This is a genomic window from Streptomyces sp. NPDC040410, from assembly GCF_055595715.1.
In genome coordinates this window covers 31,392-53,046 of record NZ_JBVIVK010000014.1, presented here as the reverse complement: position 1 = coordinate 53,046, position 21,655 = coordinate 31,392, and the positions used below count along the sequence as shown (strand labels likewise).

At 73.1% G+C, this 21,655-nt stretch carries 18 protein-coding genes and 5 pseudogenes; 14 read left to right on the top strand and 9 right to left on the bottom strand.

The genetic code is table 11. The features are described 5' to 3' along the window. Nucleotides 1-200 precede the first annotated feature (200 nt). Nucleotides 201-1,283, top strand: a complete 1,083-nt coding sequence (locus tag ACZ562_RS25935; RefSeq protein ID WP_471183901.1) for a fibronectin type III domain-containing protein — start codon at nt 201-203, stop codon at nt 1,281-1,283. A 146-nt stretch (nt 1,284-1,429) separates the two neighbouring features. Beyond that, the gene (locus ACZ562_RS25930) at nt 1,430-1,966 is read left to right on the top strand and encodes a hypothetical protein (protein WP_471183512.1); all 537 of its coding nucleotides are present in this window, start codon (nt 1,430-1,432) and stop codon (nt 1,964-1,966) included. 82 nt (nt 1,967-2,048) lie between these two features. Here ACZ562_RS25930 and ACZ562_RS25925 read toward each other — a convergent pair whose 3' ends face one another. The 3 genes from ACZ562_RS25925 to ACZ562_RS25915 form a co-directional block, all read right to left on the bottom strand. Continuing rightward, nucleotides 2,049-2,600, bottom strand: coding sequence for a PadR family transcriptional regulator (locus ACZ562_RS25925; protein WP_471183509.1), 552 nt, complete (start codon nt 2,598-2,600; stop codon nt 2,049-2,051). Nucleotides 2,601-2,630: 30 nt separating this feature from the next. Next, complete coding sequence (locus tag ACZ562_RS25920) at nt 2,631-4,646, bottom strand: oxidoreductase (protein WP_471183507.1); 2,016 nt, start codon at nt 4,644-4,646, stop codon at nt 2,631-2,633. Between the two features lie 100 nt (nt 4,647-4,746). Then, a complete protein-coding gene (locus ACZ562_RS25915) occupies nt 4,747-5,115 on the bottom strand; it encodes a hypothetical protein (protein ID WP_471183504.1) in 369 nt (122 codons plus the stop codon). Nucleotides 5,116-5,516: 401 nt separating this feature from the next. On the opposite strand from ACZ562_RS25915, the pseudogene ACZ562_RS25910 reads away from it, so the two are divergent. Together ACZ562_RS25910 and ACZ562_RS25905 are read left to right on the top strand one after the other, a co-directional pair. Next, a pseudogene (locus ACZ562_RS25910) lies at nt 5,517-6,225 on the top strand (PP2C family protein-serine/threonine phosphatase); the annotation flags it as partial. A 109-nt stretch (nt 6,226-6,334) separates the two neighbouring features. Further along, entirely contained in the window at nt 6,335-7,099 is a 765-nt protein-coding gene (locus ACZ562_RS25905; protein WP_471183502.1) for a hypothetical protein, read from the top strand. 6 nt (nt 7,100-7,105) lie between these two features. Here ACZ562_RS25905 and ACZ562_RS25900 read toward each other — a convergent pair whose 3' ends face one another. Further along, on the bottom strand, nt 7,106-7,972 hold the full coding sequence (locus tag ACZ562_RS25900) for a putative protein N(5)-glutamine methyltransferase (RefSeq protein WP_471183499.1): 867 nt from the start codon (nt 7,970-7,972) through the stop codon (nt 7,106-7,108). A 240-nt stretch (nt 7,973-8,212) separates the two neighbouring features. Continuing rightward, a pseudogene (locus tag ACZ562_RS25895) lies at nt 8,213-8,626 on the bottom strand (GNAT family N-acetyltransferase); the annotation flags it as partial. 86 nt (nt 8,627-8,712) lie between these two features. Between ACZ562_RS25895 and ACZ562_RS25890 the strand changes: the two are divergent. The 7 genes from ACZ562_RS25890 (at nt 8,713) to ACZ562_RS25860 (ending at nt 14,505) form a co-directional block, all read left to right on the top strand. Then, the gene (locus ACZ562_RS25890; protein ID WP_471183498.1) at nt 8,713-9,318 is read left to right on the top strand and encodes a sulfite oxidase-like oxidoreductase; all 606 of its coding nucleotides are present in this window, start codon (nt 8,713-8,715) and stop codon (nt 9,316-9,318) included. Then, nucleotides 9,311-10,066, top strand: coding sequence for a ferredoxin reductase (locus ACZ562_RS25885; protein WP_471183495.1), 756 nt, complete (start codon nt 9,311-9,313; stop codon nt 10,064-10,066). Before ACZ562_RS25890 ends, ACZ562_RS25885 begins: the two co-directional genes overlap by 8 nt. A 192-nt stretch (nt 10,067-10,258) precedes the next feature. Then, entirely contained in the window at nt 10,259-10,843 is a 585-nt protein-coding gene (locus tag ACZ562_RS25880) for an Rv1733c family protein (protein ID WP_471183899.1), read from the top strand. A gap of 140 nt (nt 10,844-10,983) precedes the next feature. Next, nucleotides 10,984-11,952 (top strand): acetylxylan esterase, encoded by a 969-nt coding sequence (locus tag ACZ562_RS25875; RefSeq protein ID WP_471183492.1) that lies wholly within the window; start codon nt 10,984-10,986, stop codon nt 11,950-11,952. A gap of 10 nt (nt 11,953-11,962) precedes the next feature. After that, nucleotides 11,963-12,367, top strand: a complete 405-nt coding sequence (locus tag ACZ562_RS25870; protein ID WP_471183489.1) for a nuclear transport factor 2 family protein — start codon at nt 11,963-11,965, stop codon at nt 12,365-12,367. Nucleotides 12,368-12,470: 103 nt separating this feature from the next. Continuing rightward, complete coding sequence (locus ACZ562_RS25865; protein WP_471183485.1) at nt 12,471-13,637, top strand: serine hydrolase domain-containing protein; 1,167 nt, start codon at nt 12,471-12,473, stop codon at nt 13,635-13,637. 130 nt (nt 13,638-13,767) lie between these two features. Continuing rightward, nucleotides 13,768-14,505 carry a GntR family transcriptional regulator gene (locus ACZ562_RS25860; RefSeq protein WP_471183483.1) on the top strand — a complete coding sequence of 246 codons (738 nt, stop codon included), beginning with the start codon at nt 13,768-13,770 and terminating at the stop codon, nt 14,503-14,505. A 130-nt stretch (nt 14,506-14,635) separates the two neighbouring features. On the opposite strand, the gene ACZ562_RS25855 is transcribed toward ACZ562_RS25860, so the two are convergent. Beyond that, on the bottom strand, nt 14,636-15,442 hold the full coding sequence (locus ACZ562_RS25855) for a thioesterase family protein (protein WP_471183481.1): 807 nt from the start codon (nt 15,440-15,442) through the stop codon (nt 14,636-14,638). Nucleotides 15,443-15,488: 46 nt separating this feature from the next. Then, on the bottom strand, nt 15,489-16,217 hold the full coding sequence (locus tag ACZ562_RS25850; RefSeq protein WP_471183479.1) for a class I SAM-dependent methyltransferase: 729 nt from the start codon (nt 16,215-16,217) through the stop codon (nt 15,489-15,491). Between the two features lie 146 nt (nt 16,218-16,363). Here ACZ562_RS25850 and ACZ562_RS25845 point away from each other — a divergent pair, with 146 nt between their 5' ends. Continuing rightward, nucleotides 16,364-16,762, top strand: a complete 399-nt coding sequence (locus ACZ562_RS25845; RefSeq protein ID WP_471183478.1) for a nuclear transport factor 2 family protein — start codon at nt 16,364-16,366, stop codon at nt 16,760-16,762. A gap of 46 nt (nt 16,763-16,808) precedes the next feature. Continuing rightward, nucleotides 16,809-16,964, top strand: a pseudogene (locus tag ACZ562_RS25840) (SDR family oxidoreductase); the annotation flags it as partial. A gap of 50 nt (nt 16,965-17,014) precedes the next feature. On the opposite strand, the gene ACZ562_RS25835 reads toward ACZ562_RS25840, so the two are convergent. Next, complete coding sequence (locus tag ACZ562_RS25835; protein ID WP_471183476.1) at nt 17,015-19,852, bottom strand: SpoIIE family protein phosphatase; 2,838 nt, start codon at nt 19,850-19,852, stop codon at nt 17,015-17,017. A gap of 136 nt (nt 19,853-19,988) precedes the next feature. Beyond that, nucleotides 19,989-20,303: pseudogene (locus ACZ562_RS25830) on the bottom strand (RNA polymerase subunit sigma-24); the annotation flags it as partial. 354 nt (nt 20,304-20,657) lie between these two features. Here ACZ562_RS25830 and ACZ562_RS25825 point away from each other — a divergent pair. After that, nucleotides 20,658-21,635: pseudogene (locus ACZ562_RS25825) on the top strand (D-alanyl-D-alanine carboxypeptidase family protein); the annotation flags it as partial. Between the last annotated feature and the right edge of the window lie 20 nt (nt 21,636-21,655).

Here is a 21,655-nt window from a genome sequence, read left to right as displayed (position 1 = left end):
ACTACCCAGTCCTCAGGGTGAGTTCAGACGTGAGCGACTTCAGCATACGTAACTCTTCCCACGACCGGCAGACGACGGCCCTCTTGATGCGATCGCACCGGCGGCGCCATATTGGTCCGTACCATTGCCGCCGCGCCGCCCCGGGAGGCAGAGCCGTGCGACGCGTTTCCGCTGTCCGTACCGCTTTCCCGCGTCCCTTCGTGCTGTTCCGCCGCTCCTCCCCGCGCCGCTTCGTCCTGCTCTGCGCGGCACTCGCCCTGGTCGCGTCCTGTGGCAGGAGCGGGGCGGACGACGGCGAGGGCGGCAGGCTGCCCGCGGCGCCCGTGGGCGTCACCGCGGCGGCGGGGAGCGCGACCAGCGTGCACGTGATGTGGAACGCGGTGTCCTCGTCCGCCGGCATCAGTGTCTACGAGGTGTATCGCGGCACCACGAGGGTGAAGGAAGTACCAGGTTGGCAGCACATGGTGGATGTCACCAGGCTCAGGCCGTCCACCGCATACGTCTTCACCGTGCGGGCGCGGGACACCGGCGGACGGCTGGGGCCGCCCAGCCGGGAGGTCCGGGCCACCACCTCCGCTGCCGCGGCCGCGGCAGCGGACCATTCGGCACCGACGCGTCCGGGCAGGTCACGGGGCAGGGTGATCGGCAGCCGGGCCGTGCAGCTGTCCTGGTCGGCGTCGACGGACGACCGGGGCGTGGTGTCGTACGACATCCAACAGGGCTCGACGAAGATCCACAGTGTGGGCGGGAACCAGACCACGGCCGTCGTCACGGGGCTGCGGCCGGGCATCCGGTACTCGTTCAGCGTGCGGGCCCGGGACGCGGCCGACAACGTCTCGCCCGCCGGCGACACCGTCCGTCTCACCACCGCGCCGGGCGCCGACGACGGCCGGGGCACCGCGCCCACCGGCTTCCGCGCCACGACCCACCGCGCCGACGGGGCGTACTACGTCGACCTCGCCTGGGCCCCGCCACGGACGGACGGCGTGGTGACGGAGTACCAGGTTCACCTCGACGGCCGTCCGGCCACCTCGCTGGTGTACGGCGGGAGCGCGCCGCCCGACCGGCCCACGTACAGCTTCTACGTGGGAGAGGACGCCCGGGTCACGCACCGGGTACGGATCCGCGCCAGGCTGCCCGACGGCACCTGGGGCGGCTTCTCGGCGGAGCGGACGGTGACGACGGGCGCGGCGGGCGGCCGACCCACCTCCTGGCTGACGTCCCTCACGACGGACCTCCGTCGCGGCGGACAGCCGGCACGGCAGGCCGGGAATCCCCCGTAGGAGGGAATCCGTCACCTGCCCGGGCGTCGTCCGCATGCGGCCCGGACCGGGGGCACGTTGGCTTTTCCCGTGGCAGCACGGGCGTTCCCCGATCCTCGGCGGCGCAAGGGATGTACCGCCAACCGTGCCGCCGGAGGGCAGTCCACATGCGCAACTCTCAGCCACTCCTCCGCACCGGCCTGACCGCGGCAGCCGCCGCCGCGCTGCCGCTCACCCTGCTGGCCGGGCATGCGTCCGCGACCCCGGGCATCTCCGTGAACACCAACGGGTCCACGGTCTCGGTCACGACCAGCGCGTGCACCCAGATCAACGGCAGCTGGGGCAACGCCTCGCTGCTCAACAGCAGCCAGGTGAACTTCGCCCAGGGTCGCCAGGCGGCGTTGACGGGCACGAGTTCCCTTCAGTCCGCGGCCTGGTCGAACGTGAGCCCCGGGACGTACACCGTCGTCGTGGTGTGCTCGAACGGCAGCACCGCGGGCACCCAGTCCGTCATCGTCTCGCCCGTCTCCACCCCGACGATCTCCGCCACGGCCTCGCCGTCCCGGGGTGTCATGGGCGGAGTCGGCGGCGCCGCCAGGGACTACGGCACCCTCACGCTCGTGGCGGGCGGGGCACTGGCCGGGACCGGTGTCATCGCCGCGGCGTGGTTCCTGCGGCGCCGCTCGAAGCCGTACCGGCTCTGACGCGTCCGGCGATCAGGTCGGAGGGAAAGCGGCGGCTCCCCCGCGTCTGCGGCATGGTCCGCCGGCCTGGGCGCGGCCGCCTTCAGGTGGTGTCCGCGTCCGGCAGTTCCGCGAACTCCTCCACCGCGCGCGTCAGCCACTGTGTCCAGAAGGTCTCCAGGTCGATGCCCGCCTGCAGCACGAGGTGATGCAGGCGGTCCTGGGGAGTGTCCTTGCCGGGCGGGAAGTCGCGCTTCTCGATCTCCCGGTATTCGGCCAACTGCCGCCGGTGGAGCTCGAGATGGCGGCGCAGATCGGCCTCGATCCCGGCGGTTCCCACGACGGCCGCCGCGCGCAGCCGCAGCAGCATCACGTCGCGCAGCGGCTTCGGGTCCTGGGAGGTGGCTGCCCAGCGGGCCAGCTCGGCGCGGCCCGCGGGGAGGACCTCGTAGCTCTTCTTCTGCCCACGGGCCGGCTGCTCGGCCGGGAGCGCGCGGATGGAGCCCTCGGCCTCCAGCTTTCCCAGCTCGCGATAGATCTGCTGGTGCGTCGCCGACCAGAAGTAGCCGATCGACTTGTCGAAACGGCGGGTCAGCTCCAGCCCCGACGACGGCTTCTCGAGCAGGGCGGTGAGGATCGCGTGCGGGAGTGACATGGGCTCATCCTAGGGACGCGGGGACGGCCCTCAGAGTGCTGCCGCGAGCTCCGTGCCCTGCTTGATGGCGCGCTTGGCGTCCAGCTCGGCGGCGATGTCGGCGCCGCCGATGAGGTGGGCGCTGCGGCCGGCGGCGAGCAGCGCCTCGTACAGGTCGCGCCGCGGGTCCTGACCGGTGCACAGCACGATGGTGTCGACCTCCAGGACGGTGCTCCGCTCGTCGACGGTGACGTGCAGGCCGGCGTCGTCGATACGGTCGTAGCGCACGCCCGGGACCATGGTGACGCCGCGGTGCTTGAGCTCGGTGCGGTGGATCCAGCCGGTGGTCTTGCCGAGTCCCGCGCCGACCTTGGTGGTCTTGCGCTGCAGCAGGTGGACGGTGCGCGGCGGGGCGGGCCGCTCGGGGGCGGCGAGTCCGCCGGGCGCCGCGTAGTCGGTGTCGACTCCCCACTGGCGGAAGTACGTCGCCGGGTCCTCGCTCGCCTTGTCGCCGCCGTCGGTGAGGAACTCGGCGACGTCGAAGCCGATGCCGCCCGCGCCGAGGATGGCGACCCGGTCGCCGACGGGGGCGCCGTCGCGCAGGACGTCGAGGTACCCCACGACGCTCGGGTGGTCGACGCCGGGGATGTCGGGGGTGCGCGGGGTGACGCCCGTGGCGACGACCACCTCGTCGTAGCCGGAGAGGTCCTCGATGGCCACCCGTGTGTTCAGCCGTACGTCCACACCGTGCTCTTCGAGCTGGTGACGGAAGTAGCGGAGCGTCTCGTCGAACTCCTGCTTGCCGGGGACCTTGCGGGCGACGTTGAGCTGGCCGCCGATCTCGCTCGCGGCGTCGAACAGGGTCACCTCGTGGCCGCGGTCGGCCGCCGAGACGGCGCAGGCGAGCCCGGCGGGCCCGGCGCCGACGACGGCGACGCGCTTGCGCAGCCGGGTGGGGGAGAGCACGAGCTCGGTCTCGTGGCAGGCGCGCGGGTTGACCAGGCAGGAGGTGATCTTCCCGCTGAAGGTGTGGTCGAGGCAGGCCTGGTTGCAGCCGATGCAGGTGTTGATGGCGTCGGGCCTTCCGGCCGCGGCCTTGGCGACGAAGTCCGGGTCGGCGAGCATCGGGCGGGCCATCGACACCATGTCCGCGTAGCCGTCGGCGAGCAACTCCTCGGCGAGGTCGGGGGTGTTGATGCGGTTGGTGGTCACGAGCGGGACGGACACCTCGCCCATCAGCCGCTTGGTGACCCAGGTGTAGGCCCCGCGCGGCACCGAGGTGGCGATGGTGGGGATGCGGGCCTCGTGCCAGCCGATGCCGGTGTTGATGATCGTCGCGCCGGCGGCCTCGACGGCCTTGGCGAGCGTGATCACCTCGTCGAGCGTCGAGCCGCCCGGGACGAGGTCCAGCATGGACAGGCGGTAGACGATGATGAAGTCCTCGCCGACGGCCTCGCGCACCCGCCGGACGATCTCGACCGGGAAGCGCATGCGGTTGTCGTACGCGCCGCCCCAGCGGTCGCTGCGCCGGTTGGTCTGCGCGGCGATGAACTCGTTGATGAGGTAGCCCTCGGAGCCCATGATCTCGACGCCGTCGTAGCCGGCCTGCCGGGCGAGGCGGGCGGCGCGGGCGTAGTCGTCGATGGTCTGCTCGACCTCGGCGTCGGTCAGCTCGCAGGGCGGGAAAGGGCTGATCGGCGCCTGGAGGGGGCTCGGGGCGACGAGGTCCTGGTGGTAGGCGTACCGGCCGAAGTGCAGGATCTGCATCGCGATCCGGCCGCCCGCGCCGTGCACGGCCTCGGTGATGACCTTGTGCTGCTCGGCCTCGGCGTCGGTGGTGAGCTTCGCCCCGCCCTCGTACGGCCGCCCGGCGTCGTTGGGTGCGATGCCGCCGGTGACGATCAGGCCCACTCCCCCGCGCGCCCGGGCGGCGTAGAACTCCGCCATCCGCTCGAAGCCACGCTCGGCCTCCTCCAGGCCGACGTGCATGGAGCCCATGAGGACGCGGTTGGGCAGCGTGGTGAAGCCCAGGTCGAGCGGGCTGAGCAGGTGCGGGTAACGGCTCATGGCAGGCCTCCGTGCGCGGTGTCGTCCCCACTGTTCTAGAGGACCGCGCACGGTTTATGCAACTAGTTGCACAACAACTCCCGGGGTGATGTGCCGCAGGTCACCGGCTTTCCAGCAGGACGTGCAGCTCCCGCTCCTGGTCCCCGGAGGCCGAGGAGAGGTCGCGCACCGCGAACAGGGAGTCCAACGTGGCGCGGAGCCGCTCGATCGCCCAGTAGCCACCCTGCGCGTCGGCCTCGACGGAGGACGAGAGCCGGGCCGGGCGGGGGCACTCATGCGCGTCGGTGACTTCGAACGTGCCGAGCCACACCGCCGGGCGTGACTCGTGGAGCTGCTGCGGCACCTCGTCGGCACGCCGGTCGGACTCGAAGCAGGCGCACAGCGTGTCGAACACGATCCGGGCATCCTCCTTGCTGCATCCGCTGATCTCGACGGAGACGGGCTCCTCGTGCAGTCGCTCACGGTCCATCGTCGCTCCTCTCGTGGTGGTGGCGCGGGACCGCGGGTTCCCCGCGAACCACACCACACCCCCAGAAAAGCACCACTCGCCGGGCGAGCACCACCCACGGCGCCACCCGATGTCAGCCGCGCGTGAAACGGAGGGTCTCGCCGGCCGCCGGGGCGCTCGGCGGCGGACTCGGCATCAAACCTTCGCCGGACGGCCGCCACTCGGCGAGAGATGGTGGAAGAGTGCGACGGTGGCGTCGCAGCAACGGTTGAGCGCGGTGGGCCAAGGGGAGTCGGCACGGGGGAACGGCGTGCCGCGAGGACGGTCGGAGGCGGTGCGTGGCATGAGTGCAGCCGGGATTCCCGTGCCCGAGGGCGAGGAGCCCGTACGCGGCGTGGTAGGGCCGACCGGGCTGCTCGACGAGCGCCCTCACCCCGCAGCGCAGCCTGCTGCCAAGCCATCCGCCGGTGACCGGCGGCCTCGAGGTCGCCTCCCGCTACCAGCCCGCGGGGCGCCATCGCCGAGGTCGGCGGCGACTGGTTCGACGTGATCCCCCTTGACGGGGGCAAGACCGCGCTCGTCGTCGGCGATGTGATGGGCAGCGGCATCAACGCCGCCACGACCATGGGCCGGCTGCGCACCGCGACGAACACCCTGGCCTCGCTGGACCTGGATCCGGCCCGGCTCCTGGAGCACCTCGACAAGATCACCGAAGGGCTGGACCCCTCGATCGCCACCTGTGTGTACGCCGTCCACGATCCGCGGCTGCGGCAGTGCCGGATCGCCAACGCCGGCCACCTGCCCCCGGCCCGGGTCCGCGCCGGCCGCCCGCCGGAATTCCTCGAACTGCCCACCGGGGCCCCGCTGGGCGTCGGCGGCGTCGCCTTCTCCACCACCACGGTCGACCTCGAACCCGGCGACCGGCTGGTCTTCTACACCGACGGGCTGGTCGAGACGCGGCAGCACCCTCTCGACGAACGGCTGAACGCGCTGCTGGGCCTTCTCGACAGCCCCGACCGCCCGCTGGAGGAACTCTGCGACATGCTGCTGCGCACCCTGCACCAGCCGGACAACTCCGACGACGTGGCGCTGCTCATCGCCCGGGTGCAGACGCGGGGGCAGGAGGGGTGACCGCCCCGATTCACAGGACTTGATTACCCGCTCCTTACCGGCCGCATTCCATAATCGCAGCAAGGCATGGCAGAGAAATACCGGGTGCCGTGGCCGATGGGAGCGAGCCGTGAGCAACGATCCGGACCAGGAAAGCACCGCCGGCGGCGAGCCGACCACCCGGCCGTCCGGCAATCCGTGGGCCCCACACGCGGGCGCGGACCGGGAGGTGATCACGGGTCCCGGCGTGACGGAACCCGCCCGCTCACCCGGCGTGGGCCTCCGGGAGCTGTGGCAACGCCGGGCCGTCCGGGCGCGGGCGGTGGCCGCGGCGGCCACGGCCGTCGTGCTGGCCGTCGGCGGCGTGGCCTTCGCGGCGAGCTCGGGCGGGCCGGGCGGCGGGCCCGCGCCGGCGGCCTCCGGCTCCGCGTCTGCGTCACCGGACGGCCCCGGTGAGCGGCACGGCCACGGCATGTGGTTCGGCCCCGGCGGCGAGGGCGTTCACGGCGAGGCGACCGTCAAGGACCGTGACACCGGCGAGTGGGTCGTACGGATCTGGCAGCGGGGCACCGTCGAGAAAGTGGCCGGCGACGAGGTCACCGTCAAGAGCGAGGACGGGGCCTCTTGGACGTGGACGGTGTCCACGGACACGCGCGTGTTCGGCGACGGTACGCCGGACAGCGGGGCGGACGCCGTCAGGAAGGGTGAGACGGCGTACCTCGTCGGCTCCCGCTCCGACGACGGCACCAGGACCGCCACGCACGTCCTCTCCGGCCCCTGGAAGGACAGGGGTCAGGACGGCGACCGGCGTGGCGGATTTCCCGGACACGGCCCCAGGGACTGGCGCGGCCCCTATCCCTCGGCAAGCCCGCAGGACAGCGGCGCGACGGCCTGAGCACCCTCAGGGCCGCGGGGCCTCAGGGCCGGCAGCTTCGGCAGAGCCCCGGTTGTGGGGCCTGGTGCCGATGACGACATCGGCGTCCAGCTCCTCGGATGCGGCGAGCCGTGCCGTCAGCCCGCTGCGGGTGAAGATGTCGACGGCCGCGTCCGCCTGGCGTTCGCTCGTCTCGACCAGCAGGCAGCCGCCGGGAGCGAGCCAGCGGGGCGCCTCCGCGGCGACCCGGCGCAGGACGTCCAAGCCGTCCGTGCCGCCGTCGAGGGCGACCAGTGGCTCGTGGTCTCGCGCCTCGGCGGGCAGGAGGCCGACTTCGGCGGTGGGGACGTACGGCACGTTGGCCGCGAGGATGTCGACACGGCCGCGCAGGTGACCGGGCAGCGCTTCGAAGAGGTCGCCGCGATGGACGTGCCCGCCGACGGCGGCGACGTTGCTGCGGGCACAGCGCACCGCGGCCGCGTCGACGTCGGCGGCGTGCAGCTCGACGCGGCCGAGGGCGGCGGCCAGAGCGGCGCCGACGGCGCCCGAGCCACAGCACAGGTCCACGACGACGGACGCGTCCGGGGCCTGGGCGAGGGCCTGTTCGACGAGGAACTCGGTACGGCGGCGGGGCACGAAGACTCCGGGTGCCACGCCGATGCGCAGCCCACGGAACTCGGCCCAGCCCAGGACGAGTTCGAGCGGCTCGCCGGTGACCCGGCGGTCCACCAGGGCGGCCAGCTCGTGCGCGGTGCGGGCGGCGGCCAGTATCAACTGCGCCTCGTCCTCGGCGAAGACACAGCCGGCGGCGCGCAGGGTGGCGGCGACCCGGTCATGCGAGGAGGACGACGACGGTGCGGGGGAAGAGGGCGACGAGGGAGAGAGTGGAGGCATGGAGAGCCGAGGGCCTTTCGGGAGCCGAAGGGCGCTCTCGCGGACACCTACTGCCGGTGAGCCGCGTCGACTTGAGGTGAGAGCACCCGACCTGACACAGCGGTAATGGGTCTCACCTCCTCGGTACTCGGGGCCGGGTCGATCCGCGGCCGGACGGCCACCTTACACCGGCGACCACCACGTCCTGGTGCGCCACCCGACCGACGCCGGCGGCGGCCGCATCCTCGGCGCTGGCCCAGGTCACCGAGAGCCGCCGCCCGCCCCTTCCGGCTGCGGCACCGGCACGGCGGCGCGACCGTCCGCCGGCCGTCGCGGAGCCCGCGCCGCCGGGAACGCGGTGGTGCGGCTCAGCCGGAACCCCAGGGACTCGTAGAGCCGGATGGCCCTGGTGTCGCGGGCGGCGGTGTGCAGGAAGGGCGTCTCGCCGCGTTCCCGGATGCCGTGGGCGACGGCGAGGATCAGGCGGGTCGCCAGGCCCTCGCCGCGGAACGCGATATCGGTGCACACTGCACTGATTTCGGTCCAGCCCGGCGGGCGCAGCCGCTCCCCCGCCATGGCGACGAGGCCGCCGTCGCGCCGTATGCCCAGGTAGGTGCCGAGCTCGATGGTGCGCGTCAGGAAGGGGCCCGGCCGGGTCCGCTCGACCAGGTCGAGGGTGACCGCGGAGCCGCCCCGGGGCCCGGTCATGCCCCGCGTGCCCTTACGGTTGAACGCGTATGCATTTTGGAGGCACCCCCCGTATGAACGTCACCCGAGGCTTCACCGGGCGCCCCCGCGTCCACAACCCGGGACTGCCGCCCGGCCAGTACGACGCGGGCGACGAATGGCCCGTGCTGTCCGCGGAAGTCACACCCGAGCTGGCGCACGACCACTGGAACTTCCGCGTCGACGGCCTGGTGGAGGCACCGCGCACCTGGAGCTGGGATCAGGCGCACGCGTTCCCGGCCTCGGTCTACGAGGGCGACATCCACTGCGTGACGAGCTGGTCGAAGTTCGGGGTGCGCTTCAGGGGGGTGTCACTGGACGCGTTCCTGGATGTGGTGCGGCCCCATGTGTCCGCCACCCATGCCGTCGCCTACTCGCACACCGGGTACACCACGAACCTCCCGCTCGCCGATCTGACCGGCGGGCGTGCCTGGATCGTCTGGGAGCACGACGGCGAGCCGCTCGCACCCGAGCACGGCGGGCCGGCACGGCTGCTGGTGCCGCACCTGTACTTCTGGAAGAGCGCCAAGTGGATCGCGGGAGTGAGGCTCCTGGACCACGACGAGCCGGGCTTCTGGGAGCAGAACGGCTACCACGCCCGCGGCAACCCCTGGGAGGAGCAGCGGTACTCCGGTGACTGAGACCTTCACTCCCCCGACGCGGTTCGCCGTGCCCGGCCGCATCGCCGTGAGCCACAGCGCCGCCGTGGTGTGGCAGACCGCCACCCTCACCGAGATCCGCCGCGAGACCCCGCACGCCGCCACCTTCCGGTTCGCGGTGCCCGGCTGGGCCGGGCACCTGCCCGGCCAGCACCTGATGCTGAGGCTGACCGCGGACGACGGCTACGCGGCCCAGCGCCACTACTCGATCGCGTCCCCGCCCGACGACCCGGGGCACATCGAGCTGACCCTCGGCCACGTGGCGGGCGGTGAGGTCTCGGGCTGGTTCCACACCGTGGCCCGGCCCGGTGACGAGGTGCAGGTGCGCGGCCCGCTGAGCGGGTTCTTCGCCTGGCCGGGCGACCGGCCCGCGCTGCTGATCGGCGCCGGCTCCGGCGTCGTACCGCTGATGTCGATGGTGCGCCACCACCGGGCGCGGGAGCTCGCGGTGCCGCTGCGGCTGCTGGTCTCGGCGCGCGGTCCTCAGGAGCTGATCTACGCGCGGGAGTTCGGCGCGGAGACGACACCCGTGTTCACGCGAAGCGCGCCGGAGGGTGTGCCCGTGGGACGTATGGCGGCCGCACATGTGGCGCCGCTCCTGGCCGAGCAGCCTCCCGGTGGATGGGAGGCCTATGTGTGCGGCTCCAACTCCTTCGCCGAGCACGCCTCGCGACTGCTGGTCGAGGCCGGCCAGCCCGTGGATCGCATCCGCATCGAACGTTTCGGCTGAGAGGTCTCACGGCCGGGCCGCGCGGGCCCCGGCCCACCGCGCCGGGGTTTCGCCGCGACGCCGCCGGGCACTCCTGTGCGGCGGCGGGAAACGGCGTCGGGCGGTCCCATGCGGCCCGTTGGTGAACGATGGCGGTGGACGGATACTGAATCCGTGCGAGCACTCGCAGGTGTGCGCGGTGCGGAGGTCGACATGCGAACCCGGGTGCGCGGCTGGCGCTGGCGGCGCAATCCGTTGCGGCGCCGGTCGGACGTCGTCGAGGCGTGGACCGTACTGGCCGTCGCCTTGTTGCTGTTGGCCGGCGCTCCGCTGGCCGGGGCGGTCGCGGCCTGGTGGGCCCACGACGACGCGCGCACCGTGGCGACGGCACAGCGCGCCGAGCGTCACCGGGTGCGGGCCGAGGTCGTCGGCAGAACCCCCGCCACACTGCCGTCGGTGCAGGGCGGCCGGGAGCACTCGTACCGGGTGACCGTGCGCTGGACCGAGCCCGGCACCGGTGCGCGGACGGCCACCGCGCGCGTCCCGGCGGGTACCCGCCAGGGTGACAGGGTCGACGTGTGGTTCGACTCCCGGGGCCGGAGCGTGCCCCCGCCGCCCGGCGAGACCGCGGTCTGGCAGCACACCCTGACGATCGGCGCCTGCGCGACGGGCGGCGCGGCCGCCGTCGTCCTGCTCGGGCAGTCCGTCGTACGCGGCGTGGCCACGCGGCACCGGCTGGAGGAGTGGGAACGTGAGTGGGCCCGCACCGAGCCGCGGTGGACTCGCCGCCGGGCGTGACGGACGTACCGGGCACGGTCGCGCCCCCTGAGCCGATGAAGCAACGGCGGCGTCCTGGCCACGCCTGACGGCCTGGCGAGTCGTCCGATCACCCACGTACGGTGTGATCATCCGCACTCTCTCCACAAAGGCGGTCCCACATGGCCCTGTTCGACCTTCCGATCGACGAGCTCCGCGAGTACCGCAGCGCGTCCGCCGAGCCCGAGGACTTCGACGCGTTCTGGTCCAAGACCCTCGGGGAAGCCCGCGAGCACGACCTGGACGCCCGCTTCGAACTCGTCGACACGGGTCTGACCACGGTGAAGGTGTACGACGTGACGTTCGCCGGGTTCGGCGGTCACCCGGTGAAGGGCTGGTTCACGCTGCCCGCCGAGGTCTCCGCGCCGGTGCCGGTGGTCGTGGAGTTCGTGGGGTACGGCGGCGGGCGCGGCCTGCCGCACGAGCACCTGCTGTGGGCGTCCACGGGGCGGGCGCACTTCGTCATGGACACCCGCGGCCAGGGCAGCGCCTGGGGCGCCGGGGGCGGGACCGCCGACCCGGTGGGGGGCGCGCCCGCGTTCCCCGGTTTCATGACCCGGGGCATCGACGCTCCCAATGACTACTACTACCGCCGGGTGTTCACGGACGGGGTGCGCGCGGTGGAGGCGGCCCGTTCGCATCCGCTGGCCGACGCCGCCCGTACGGTGGCCGTCGGGGCGAGCCAGGGGGGCGGCATCTCGATCGCGGTGGGCGGTCTCGTCCCGGACCTGGCGGCGGTCGCGCCGGACGTGCCGTTCCTGTGCGACTATCCGCGCGCGGCGACGCTCACGGACCGGCACCCGTACCGGGAGATCGGCAGCTACCTCAAGACCCACCGCGGCCGCACCGAGGAGGCCCTGCGCACCCTCTCGTACTTCGACGGCGTGCACTTCGCGTCCCGCGGCCGGGCGCCCGCCCTCTTCTCGGCGGCCCTGGAGGACCAGACCTGCCCGCCCTCCACCGTCTTCGCGGCCTTCAACGCCTGGGCGCACGACGACAAGGCGATCGAGGTGTACGAGTTCAACGACCACGAGGGCGGCGGGCCTTACCAGGAGGCCGCCAAGCTGCGCTGGCTGCGGCCGCGCGCCTGAAAGGGCCCGTATGGAGACGCGTGAGGCCGCGGAACGTTTCGTCCGGGTGTGGCAGCGGGGCTGGGCCGCGCATGACGTGGACGCGCTGATGCAGGTGTACGCGGAGGGGTGTGTGCACCGATCCATGCCGTTCCGCGAGCCGCATCGGGGCCGGGCCGAACTTGCCGAGTACCTGCGCTGGTCGTTCGCCGAGGAGAAAGTGACCGACGTGCGGTTCTCGGCGCCGGTCGTCGGCCCGGACGGCGTCGCGGTGGCCGAGTTCCGGGTGCTGGCCGAGCAGGGCGGCGAGCCGTCCACGCTCGCCGGGTGCGTGTTCGTGCGCTTCGACGGTGCGGGGCTGGCTGTCGAGACCCGCGACTACTGGCACACGGCCGAGGGGCATCAGGAGCCGAAGGGCGCCCTGTTCTTCCGGTGAGTCTCCGCGCCCTTCCGTCCTGTCCGACCAGTCGGTACGTTCAGGGGGCCCGGGTCGCTGTGTCGCGGCCCGGGCCTTTCGGCGGACGACGGAGGGCCTGCACATGTCCGAGCACGAGGCAGAGGTTCACGGTCACTGCGAGGCACGCTTCGAAGCGGTGCGCACGGCGTTCGAGGAGAACTTCCGGGATCGCGGCGAACTGGGCGCGGCGGTCACCGTCAGGGTCGACGGCAGGCCCGTGGTGGACCTGTGGGGCGGGTGGGCGGACGCGGCGCGCACGCGCCTGTGGGAGCGGGACACGCTGGTCAACGTCTGGTCGACGTCGAAGGGGCCGGTCGCCCTGTGCGCACACATCCTCGCCGACCGGGGGCTGCTCGACTTCGACGCGCCGGTGGCCGCGTACTGGCCCGAGTTCGCCTCGGCGGGCAAGGAGAAGGTGCTCGTACGGCATCTGCTGTCGCACCGCTCCGGCCTGTCGGGCCCGCGTGAGCCGCACTCGCTCGCGCAGCTGTGCGACTGGGAGCTGACCACGCAGCGCCTGGCGGCGATGGAGCCCTGGTGGGAGCCCGGGACACAGTCCGGATATCACGCGCTGTCGTACGGCTTCCTGGTCGGGGAGGTCGTGCGGCGCGTGTCGGGGCTGCTGCCCGGCGCCTTCCTGGAGCGGGAGGTGACAGGGCCGCTCGGGATCGACTTCACCATCGGACTGCCGGAGCAGGAAGCAGGGCGGGCGGCCGAGCTGGTGCACCCGCCGGCCGCTTCGAGCAGCGAACAGGCATCGATCTTCAGCCAGTTGACACCCACGGCGCTCGCCGCACTGGCCAACCCCCTGGTGGGTGCAGCGGAGGCCAACTCGCCCAAGTGGCGCGCCGCCGAGATTCCGGCTGCGAACGGCCACGGCACCGCACGGGCCGTCGCCGCTCTGTACGGGGTCTTCGCGGGGCGGGGCTCCCACGACGGCCACCGCGTCCTTTCCGCCGAGGCGGCCGAGCGGGTGCGCGAGGGCCAGGGCGGCTGCCGCGACCTGGTGCTCGGCGCCGGCTTCGAGCACGACACCGAGATCGGGCTCGGTCTGTGGCTGAGCGGACCGAACGGCTCCTACGGGCCCAACACGCGGGCCTTCGGACACGACGGCTTCGGCGGCTCCTGCGGTCTGGCCGACCCGGAGGCCGGGGTCTCACTGGGGTACGTGATGAACCGCATGGGGCCCCGCATCGCCGACGACCCACGGAAGATGGCGCTGATCGACGCCTTGTACGGCGCGCTGTGAAAGGGTTCCGAGCGGGCCGGGTTTCGGCCGAACAGGCGGGCCGGTCTTCCCTCATGGTTTAGACCAATGCTAGATCTGGTGGCGCAATGAGCCCGCACGGCTACGGCACGTCACCAACAGGAGGCGCGGCATGGCCCGCACCACCCACGACCACCCGTTCCCCGAGGAACAGCCGATCTACTGGCGGATCGCCAGGGAGTTGCTCGGCGAGCTGCGCGACGGGACCATCCCGCCCGGTGAACGCCTGCCGGGTGAACGGCGGTTGGCCGAACACTTCGGGGTCAGCAGGGAGACGGTACGGCAGGCGCTGGAGGTGCTGCGCCGCGACGGGCTGGTCGCCACCGACCGGCGCGGCTCTCACGCCACCCTGCCCGGCCTGCCCGTCGAGAACCCGGCCTCGCTCGCCTTCCCGGTCGGTTCCCGGGGTGCGGACCCGGGCACCGACCGGACCACCGTCACCTGGGAGACGCCGCCGCCGGAGCACGCCCGGGTCCTCGGGCTGGCCCCGCACCGGCCGACCCTGGTGCACCGCTACGAGTCCGCGGGCGCCGACGGGCGGGGGAGGCGCAGGGCCGTGACCTCCTTCTCCGCCGTGGCCCTCGCCGAGGTGGAGGAACTGGCCCGGTACCGCGACCGCGCCGACGGTGCCGCCGAGGCGCAGCTGCGGCGGGCCTACGACTGGATGCGCCGGGCGGGCCTCACCCTGCACCACCGGGACGCCATCACCCCGCTCGCCGACGCGCCCTCGGTACGGGTCACCCGGCGTGTCCACGACCAGTACGACCGCCCGCTGGAGATCACCGACCTCGTAGTGGACGCCCAACAGGACGCCCTGGTCTACGAGTTCACGCTGCCCGGAGCGCGCTGACCGCACGGGGGCGCCGGAAGTACAGCGGCACCGACTCCACCGGGCGCCCACCGGGCGTCTTCGGCCACGGTCTGCGGCTGCCGCCGGGCAGTCGGGCAGTCGGGCAGTCGGGACCACTTCATCCCAAGCCTCATGCGGCACCGGCTCCCGCGTCCCCCCGCACCACGCGGGCCTGGCGGCCCAGGGCCAGCAGCCGGCCGTCCGCCGACCAGACGGCACTGTCGTCGACGGCCCAGCCGCCACCCGCCTGGTCGGTACGGATGCGGACCAGGGCCCAGCTCTCGGGGGCACCGGCGTCGAGGGCGTCGGTGAGGTGGACCGTCAGCTGCGCGGTCGGGACGGGCCGCGGGGCGCGCCAGCGGGCGTAGAGCGCGGGCGGCAGGACGTCGGTGAGCGTGACGGCGGCCGCCGCGTCGAGCGCACGGCCGTCCGGAAAGCGCACCCAGGCTACGAGCTCGGCCGTGTCGCCTCCGGCGAGCGGGAGGGCCGCGGTGGCCGGGCGTATCTCCACCTGCTTGGCGAAGGGGGCAAGTTCGGAGGGGAGATCGAGGGGGCGGCAGTCGTCCGGTCGCGGGACGTCCGGGGCCGGCTGTCCGTCGTACGCGGGCCCGGTGCGCCCCGGGCCGAACAGCGCCGAACCGACGAGGACGGGCTCCCCGCCCTGGTGGCCGGTGAAGACGCAGCTGGCCGTGCGACGTCCGGCCGCGGGCGCGGCTCCCGACAAGTGCAGGGGCCGGGCGTCGACAGGAGCCAGGAAATGTGCGGTCAGGGTACGGACGGGTTGCGCTCCCCCGGCGAACCGGTCGCGTACGGCGCCGAGGGCGACGGCGGCGACATGGCCGCCGTGCGCTCCCTCCCACGACCACCACAGGGGGTCGATGCGGATCTCGTCGGCGGTCGTCTCGGTCGCGTGTTCAGTGGTCACGCGCTTCACCATAGACTGGTGGGTTGGAAAATCAAACGCATAAGGTGGAAAAACAAATTCACCAGGTGGGCCGCCGGGCCACGACCATCCGCACCCGTGGGCTTCCGTCGCGCCGCTGCCCGAACTCGGGCAGCGCCCGAAGATCGACCCGGAATCCGGTGCGCTCCAGTTCCCGCAGCACGTCCCCGAACCGGAAGGAGCGGTAGTACATGACGAACCGCGGCCGCCACACGGCGTTGCGCAGCCGCATGACCATGTCGAAGCCGAGCAGCATCCAGAAGGCGGGCGAGGACGGGCGGGGTGGCGCGAGCACGGGGAAGGCGAAGCGTCCGCCCGGCCGCAGCGCGGAGTGGACCTGGGCGAACAGCCCCGGCAGCTCGCGCGGCAGGAAGTGACCGAGCGCCCCGAAGCTGACCACGAGGTCGAAGGCGGGTCCGAAGGGCAGGGCGCGGGCGTCCGCGCGCACCCAGGCGACGCGCGGCCCCGTGATCCGCGTGCGTTCGCGGGCGGCATCGAGCATGCCGGCACTGAAGTCGACCCCGGTGACGCTGCGCCGGCACACCCGGGCCAGCACGTCCGTCCCGGCGCCCGTCCCGCAGCACAGGTCGAGGCCGTCGTCGCAGGGCCCCGCCCGCTCCAGCGCCGACGCGACGGCGGTGAGCACCGAGTCGGGCGTGCGGAAGGGGGTGTGGTCGAACTTCGGGGCGAGCAGGTCGTAGCCGCGCTCGACCGACGACAGCGCTTGGACGGCGAGTTCACGCAGGCTGGGACCTTCGGGGCTGAACATCCCGGTCAGCCTAGGCCCTGTCGTCGAATTCCCACCCGCCCGCGGGCGGACGACGGGAATTGGACGACAGGATCCAGTGGACACCCCTGCCACGACTGATTAATCTCACCCTCACCTACTCAACTAATTGACTATGGGGTGATCCGATGCGCGCGTTCCGCGAGGCGGTCGAGGCCGGGGACCTGGACGCCGTCGAGGCGCTGCTGGCGGAGGACGTCGTCTTCACCAGCCCGGTGGTCTTCAAGCCGTACCCCGGCAAGGCGATCACCACGGCGATCCTGCGCGGTGTCACGCGGGTCTTCGAGGACTTCCGGTACGAGCGTGAGCTCGCCGGCTCCGACGGTCGCGACCACGCGCTGGTGTTCAGGGCACGGGTGGGCGGCCGCGAGCTGTCCGGCTGCGACTTCATCCATCTCGACGACGAGGGTCTGATCGACGAACTGACGGTCATGGTTCGCCCGTTGTCGGCTGCACAGGCCCTGGCGGCGGCCATGGGCGCGCAGTTCGACCAGATCGAGAAGGAAGCGGCGGCCCGGTCCGTCTGAGCGCGGCGTCACTCTCACGGTGCGGTGACGGTGCGACGGAGGCGCGGGCCGCGCGGGCACGGTCGACGAGGTGGCCCCGCTGGTCGTGTACCTGCTGCCGGACGAGTCGTCGTACGTGAACGGCGCGGAGATCACGGTGGACGGCGGGCACGCGGCGCACGGCGGGGTGAAAGCGATCACGAACGCCCTCGACGCGCCGTGACCGCCGCGCTCGTCATCGCAGCGGAGTCGCCCGCCTGGCCCCTGCGGCCGTCACGGCAGGGGCTGTTCGGTCCAGATGATCTTGCCATCTGGGCTGTAGCGGGTCCCCCAGCGGTCGGTGAGCTGGGCGACGAGGAAGAGTCCGCGACCGCCCTCGTCCTCGGTCTTTGCGCGCCGCAGCCGGGGCGAGGTGCCGCTGCCGTCGCAGACCTCGCAGATCAGCGCGCGGTCGCGGATCAGCCGCAGCTGGACCGGGCCGGTCGCGTGGCGGATGGCGTTGGTGACCAGTTCGCTGGCCACGAGTTCGGTGGTGAAGGCCAGTTCGTCGAGGTCCCAGTCGGCGAGCTGGGCGATGACAGCCGCACGGGCGCGGGACACCACCATCGGGTCACTCGGCAGGTACCACTGCGCGACCCGCTCCGGCCCGAGGGCGTGCGTGCGGGCGACGAGGAGGGCCACGTCGTCGCTCGGCCGGTCCGGCAACAGCGCGTCCAGGACCGCCTCGCAGGTGTCCTCCGGCGCCCGGTCGGCGCGGGCCAGGACGGTGCGGAGCCGGTCCAGGCCGGAGTCGATGTCCCGGTGACGGTCCTCGATCAGACCGTCGGTGTACAGCACCAGCTGGCTGCCTTCGGGCAGTTCGAGTTCGACCGTTTCGAAGGGCATCCCACCCAGCCCGAGCGGCGGCCCCGAGGGCAGGTCGACGAACTCCGCGGTTCCGTCCGGCCGTACGACCGCGGGGAGCAGGTGCCCGGCACGGGTGAGGGTGCACAGCCGGGTCACCGGGTCGTAGACGGCGTACAGACAGGTGGCTCCGACGATTCCGGAGTCCGGCGGTGTGTTCTCCATCTCCCAGCCCTCGCCCCGGTCGAGCCGTCCGACCAGGTCGTCGAGGTGGGTGAGGAGGTCGTCGGGCGGCAGGTCGAGGGAGCAGAAGTTGTGCACCGCGGTGCGCAGCCGGCCCATCGTGGCGGCGGCGTGCAGTCCGTGGCCGACCACGTCGCCGACGACCAGCGCCACGCGGGCGCCGGACAGCGGGATGACGTCGAACCAGTCGCCGCCCACCCCCGCCTGCGCGGGCAGATAGCGGTAGGCGGCCTCGACGGCGCTCTGTTCGGCCCGGCCCCGCGGCAGCAGACTGCGCTGCAAGGTGAGGGCGGTGTTGTGCTCACGGGTGTAGAGGCGGGCGTTGTCGATGCAGACGGCGGCACGCCCGGCCAGCTCCTGGGCGAGCGACAGGTCGTCGTCCTCGAAGGGGGCGGGCTTCACGGAGCGGTAGAAGCTCACCACGCCGAGGGTCGCGCCCCGGGCCCGGAGCGGCACCGTGATCAGCGAGTGGATGCCGACCGAGAGCGCCCGCTCGAGGCGCGGCGGATCCTGGGCCAGCCAACCCGCGGCATCGGTCAGTACGGGTTCGAGTACGGACCGCCCGCTCTCCAGGCCGCGGGCCTGCGGAGTGGATCGGACGTAACGGACCTTGTCGCCGACGCCGTACAGGTGGGAATCCTCGTGCACGGCACCCAGGGCGACCCGGCGCAGCGGGGTCTCGGCCCCGAGCGGCCCCGGCTCGTCCCCGCGCAGCACGGAGTCCGGCAGGTCGACCGCGGCGAAGTCGGCGAAGCGGGGTACGGCCACCTCCGCGAGTTCCTCCGCGGTGCGGGTGACGTCCAGCGTGGTACCGATCCTGCCGCCGGCGTCGTGCAACAGCTCGAGGCGCCTGCGGGCGAGCACGGCCAGCCGGCCGACGCCCGGCTCGCCGACGAGGAGGAGCCGGCCGCCGGCACCGCCGCCTTCCCCGTCGTCGTCCGCTTCTGTCACCGTCGGCCATACGGGAACCGGCCCGGGAGACGGCGGCGGCGCGGCGGGCACGGCCATGGTCGGCACGTCCACCGGCGCCGACTCGGCCCGCCCGGGCTCCGCCGGCGCGGGCTCCGCCGGCACGACCGGTACAACGGAGCGCATTCGCGGACCGCCGAGCACACGGGCCTCGACGACCACACCCGCTTCCCCAGCCGCACCCATGACCTGGCGGCGCAGCAGGACGGCGGTACGGCCTCCGGACAGGGTCACCTCGTCGAGGGTGCGCTGCGGGGAGGCGATGAGTTCCTCGGCCCTCTCCCGCAGGACGGCGAGATCCGTCCGGCCGAGATCCCCGCTCTCCCGGCCCCTCCCCCGGCCCGCCGCGGCGAGCTCGGGCTGCCGCGGCCGGCGGGCCGCTTCGGGGCCGGCCCGCCGGTACGCGGCGAGGAGCGCCCGTTCCCGTTGCGTGGCGTGCTCCAGCAGTCGCGCCTCTATGTCGCGGGCGGCTTCGCGCACCAGCCGCACCATCGTGGGGTCGCCGTCGTCGCGCAGACAGGTGAGATCGAGTACGGCCTCGATGCGCCCGCTGAGGGGGTCGCGGACGGGCGCGCCCGCACAGGCGAAGGGCTGCAGACAGTCGGCGAAGTGCTCGCGGCCGACGACGTAGACGGGGCCGCGCTCGGCCAGCGCGGTGCCCACGCCGTTGGTGCCCACGACCGGCTCGGAGGCGTCGAACCCGGGGGCGAACCTCACCTCGTCGAGCCGCCCGCGCAGCCCGGGGTCACCGCCGAGCCGCTGGACCAGGCGGCCCCGTGCGTCGCAGAGAACGACCGTCATCCCCACATCGGAGAGCGACGCGCTGAGCTCCGTCAGGACCGGGTCGGCCGCGAGCAGGAACCGATGGTCCAGCGCCGGATCCGGTGCGTAGCGGGCCAGCAGCCGGTCCGGCTCCAGCCCCGCGTATCTGCACCGCTTCCAGGAGTCGAGCACCGGGGCCCGGACATCCGAGTCGACGCGCGCGCCGGCCAGAAATCGTTCGTGGGCATCGACGAGCCCGCCGATGTCGTCCCAGGCGACGGACAACGGGATCACTTCCCTCGCCCGGAGGCGGCCCGGTCGCGTGCCGCCACTCGACTCGCCGACCCGCGGAGTCCTCCGGGCGCCTTCACCCTAGACCCGGCGTGACTCACATCACAACACCGGTCGGCGCCCTGCCGAGGCGCGCTCCCTACGCCGATCGGCACTCCGCGAGCCGCCTTTCGAGGAACCGCCGCTCCGCCTCGTTCTCGACGAGTTCCAGCGCTCGCTGGTACGCCTCGGCCGCCTCCTGCCCGCGTCCGCTGCGGCGCAGCAGGTCGGCGCGGGAGGCGGGCAGCAGGTGGTACCCGGCCGGCTCACCCTCCCGTTCGAGCTCGGCCAGCAGGGCGAGGCCCGCATCCGGGCCCTGGGCCATGCCGACCGCCACCGCCCGGTTGAGGCGGACCACCGGGGAGGGCACGAGGCGGGCCAGCTCTCCGTAGAGCGCGGCGATGTCGGCCCAGTCGTGCGGGCCCGACACGTTCTCGTGGGCGATCAGCCGGCGTGGGCCGACGTTGCGGTAGCCGGTGGTCACGTGCACCACGTCGGCCGGCGGCTCCGCGTCGGTACGGGTGCCGCTCAGGCGCACGGGGGCGTGGCCGAACGCGCTGCTCTCGTCGACGTGGAGACGGAAGTCCAGCACCTCGCGGGTCACGGGTCCGCTGACGCTCGCGATCACCTCCTCCACGGACTTGCGGAAGGCGTCGATCCCGCGCTGGTTCTGATTCTCCCGGACTGGGGCCGTGCGCGAGGCGTCGACGGTGTCGTCGCCGCAGAAGAGCAGCATGTACTTCACGGGTCCTCCCGGTCCGTCGTCGCCATGCGGCGCCACCGCGCCGGTGGAGACCGGTTCCCGCGCCGACGACTTCTCGCCCGTACGGCGTGCGGCATCCGGGTGCTCGCAGGCCCCGCTCGGCCCGGGCAGCGCGGCGGACAGCGGCTCCGTTCCTACGTTGACCGCATGACCATCGGATTTACTTCCCGGGCGGCCGTGTCGGCCTGCGCATTGGGTGTGACCGGCCTGCTCGCGCTCGCGCCCGCGGCGGCCGCCGCTCACCCCGGGGCCGACCCCGGCGCGCCCGGCGCACCGCGTGCGGCGGTTCCGCAGCCCTCCCTGCTGTACCGGCCCGGTACACGGGTCGTGCCGCGCAAGGGGGCGCCGCGGGTCCCGGGCGTCTCCGCGCTGTCCTGGCTGGTGGCCGACGCCGGCACGGGCGAGGTGCTCGCCGCGCACAACGCGCACCGCAGGCTGCCGCCCGCCAGCACGCTCAAGACGCTGTTCGCCCTCACCGTGCTTCCGGTGCTGCCCGGCGGCATCCGGCACGAGGTCACCGAGAAGGAACTGGAGGACATCGGCGAGGGCAGCAGCCGGGTCGGGGTCACCGAGGGGCGGACGTACCGGGTCGCCGACCTGTGGCGGGGGGTCTTCCTCAACTCCGGCAACGACGCCGTGCACGTCCTGGCCGCACTCAATGGCGGCTGGCGCGCCACGGCCGCGCGTATGCAGGCCAAGGCCCGCGCCCTGGGTGCCCGCGACACGCATGTGCGCTCGCCCGACGGCTACGACACACCGGGCCAGGTGTCGTCGGCGTACGACCTCGCCGTGTTCGGGCGGGCCGGGCTGCGCAACGCGGACTTCGCGCGGTACTGCGGCACGGTCGACGCGAAGTTCCCCGACGGCGGCCGCTCGTCGTACGTCATCCAGAACACCAACCGGCTGCTGTCCGGCGCCGACGGCGTGCAGCCGTACCGCGGGCTGATCGGTGTCAAGAACGGCTACACCAGCCACGCGGGCAACACGCTCGTGGCCGCGGCCCG

Bases quoted from the DNA above. Each gene is read 5' to 3' on its own strand.
- ACZ562_RS25875 (WP_471183492.1), top strand. From the start codon at position 10,984: ATGGCCCTGTTCGACCTTCCGATCGACGAGCTCCGCGAGTACCGCAGC.
- ACZ562_RS25880 (WP_471183899.1), top strand. From the start codon at position 10,259: ATGCGAACCCGGGTGCGCGGCTGGCGCTGGCGGCGCAATCCGTTGCGG.
- ACZ562_RS25855 (WP_471183481.1), bottom strand. From the start codon at position 15,442: ATGGTGAAGCGCGTGACCACTGAACACGCGACCGAGACGACCGCCGAC.
- ACZ562_RS25915 (WP_471183504.1), bottom strand. From the start codon at position 5,115: ATGGACCGTGAGCGACTGCACGAGGAGCCCGTCTCCGTCGAGATCAGC.
- ACZ562_RS25845 (WP_471183478.1), top strand. From the start codon at position 16,364: ATGCGCGCGTTCCGCGAGGCGGTCGAGGCCGGGGACCTGGACGCCGTC.
- ACZ562_RS25860 (WP_471183483.1), top strand. From the start codon at position 13,768: ATGGCCCGCACCACCCACGACCACCCGTTCCCCGAGGAACAGCCGATC.
- ACZ562_RS25925 (WP_471183509.1), bottom strand. From the start codon at position 2,600: ATGTCACTCCCGCACGCGATCCTCACCGCCCTGCTCGAGAAGCCGTCG.
- ACZ562_RS25930 (WP_471183512.1), top strand. From the start codon at position 1,430: ATGCGCAACTCTCAGCCACTCCTCCGCACCGGCCTGACCGCGGCAGCC.
- ACZ562_RS25850 (WP_471183479.1), bottom strand. From the start codon at position 16,217: ATGTTCAGCCCCGAAGGTCCCAGCCTGCGTGAACTCGCCGTCCAAGCG.
- ACZ562_RS25890 (WP_471183498.1), top strand. From the start codon at position 8,713: ATGAACGTCACCCGAGGCTTCACCGGGCGCCCCCGCGTCCACAACCCG.
- ACZ562_RS25900 (WP_471183499.1), bottom strand. From the start codon at position 7,972: ATGCCTCCACTCTCTCCCTCGTCGCCCTCTTCCCCCGCACCGTCGTCG.
- ACZ562_RS25865 (WP_471183485.1), top strand. From the start codon at position 12,471: ATGTCCGAGCACGAGGCAGAGGTTCACGGTCACTGCGAGGCACGCTTC.
- ACZ562_RS25920 (WP_471183507.1), bottom strand. From the start codon at position 4,646: ATGAGCCGTTACCCGCACCTGCTCAGCCCGCTCGACCTGGGCTTCACC.
- ACZ562_RS25870 (WP_471183489.1), top strand. From the start codon at position 11,963: ATGGAGACGCGTGAGGCCGCGGAACGTTTCGTCCGGGTGTGGCAGCGG.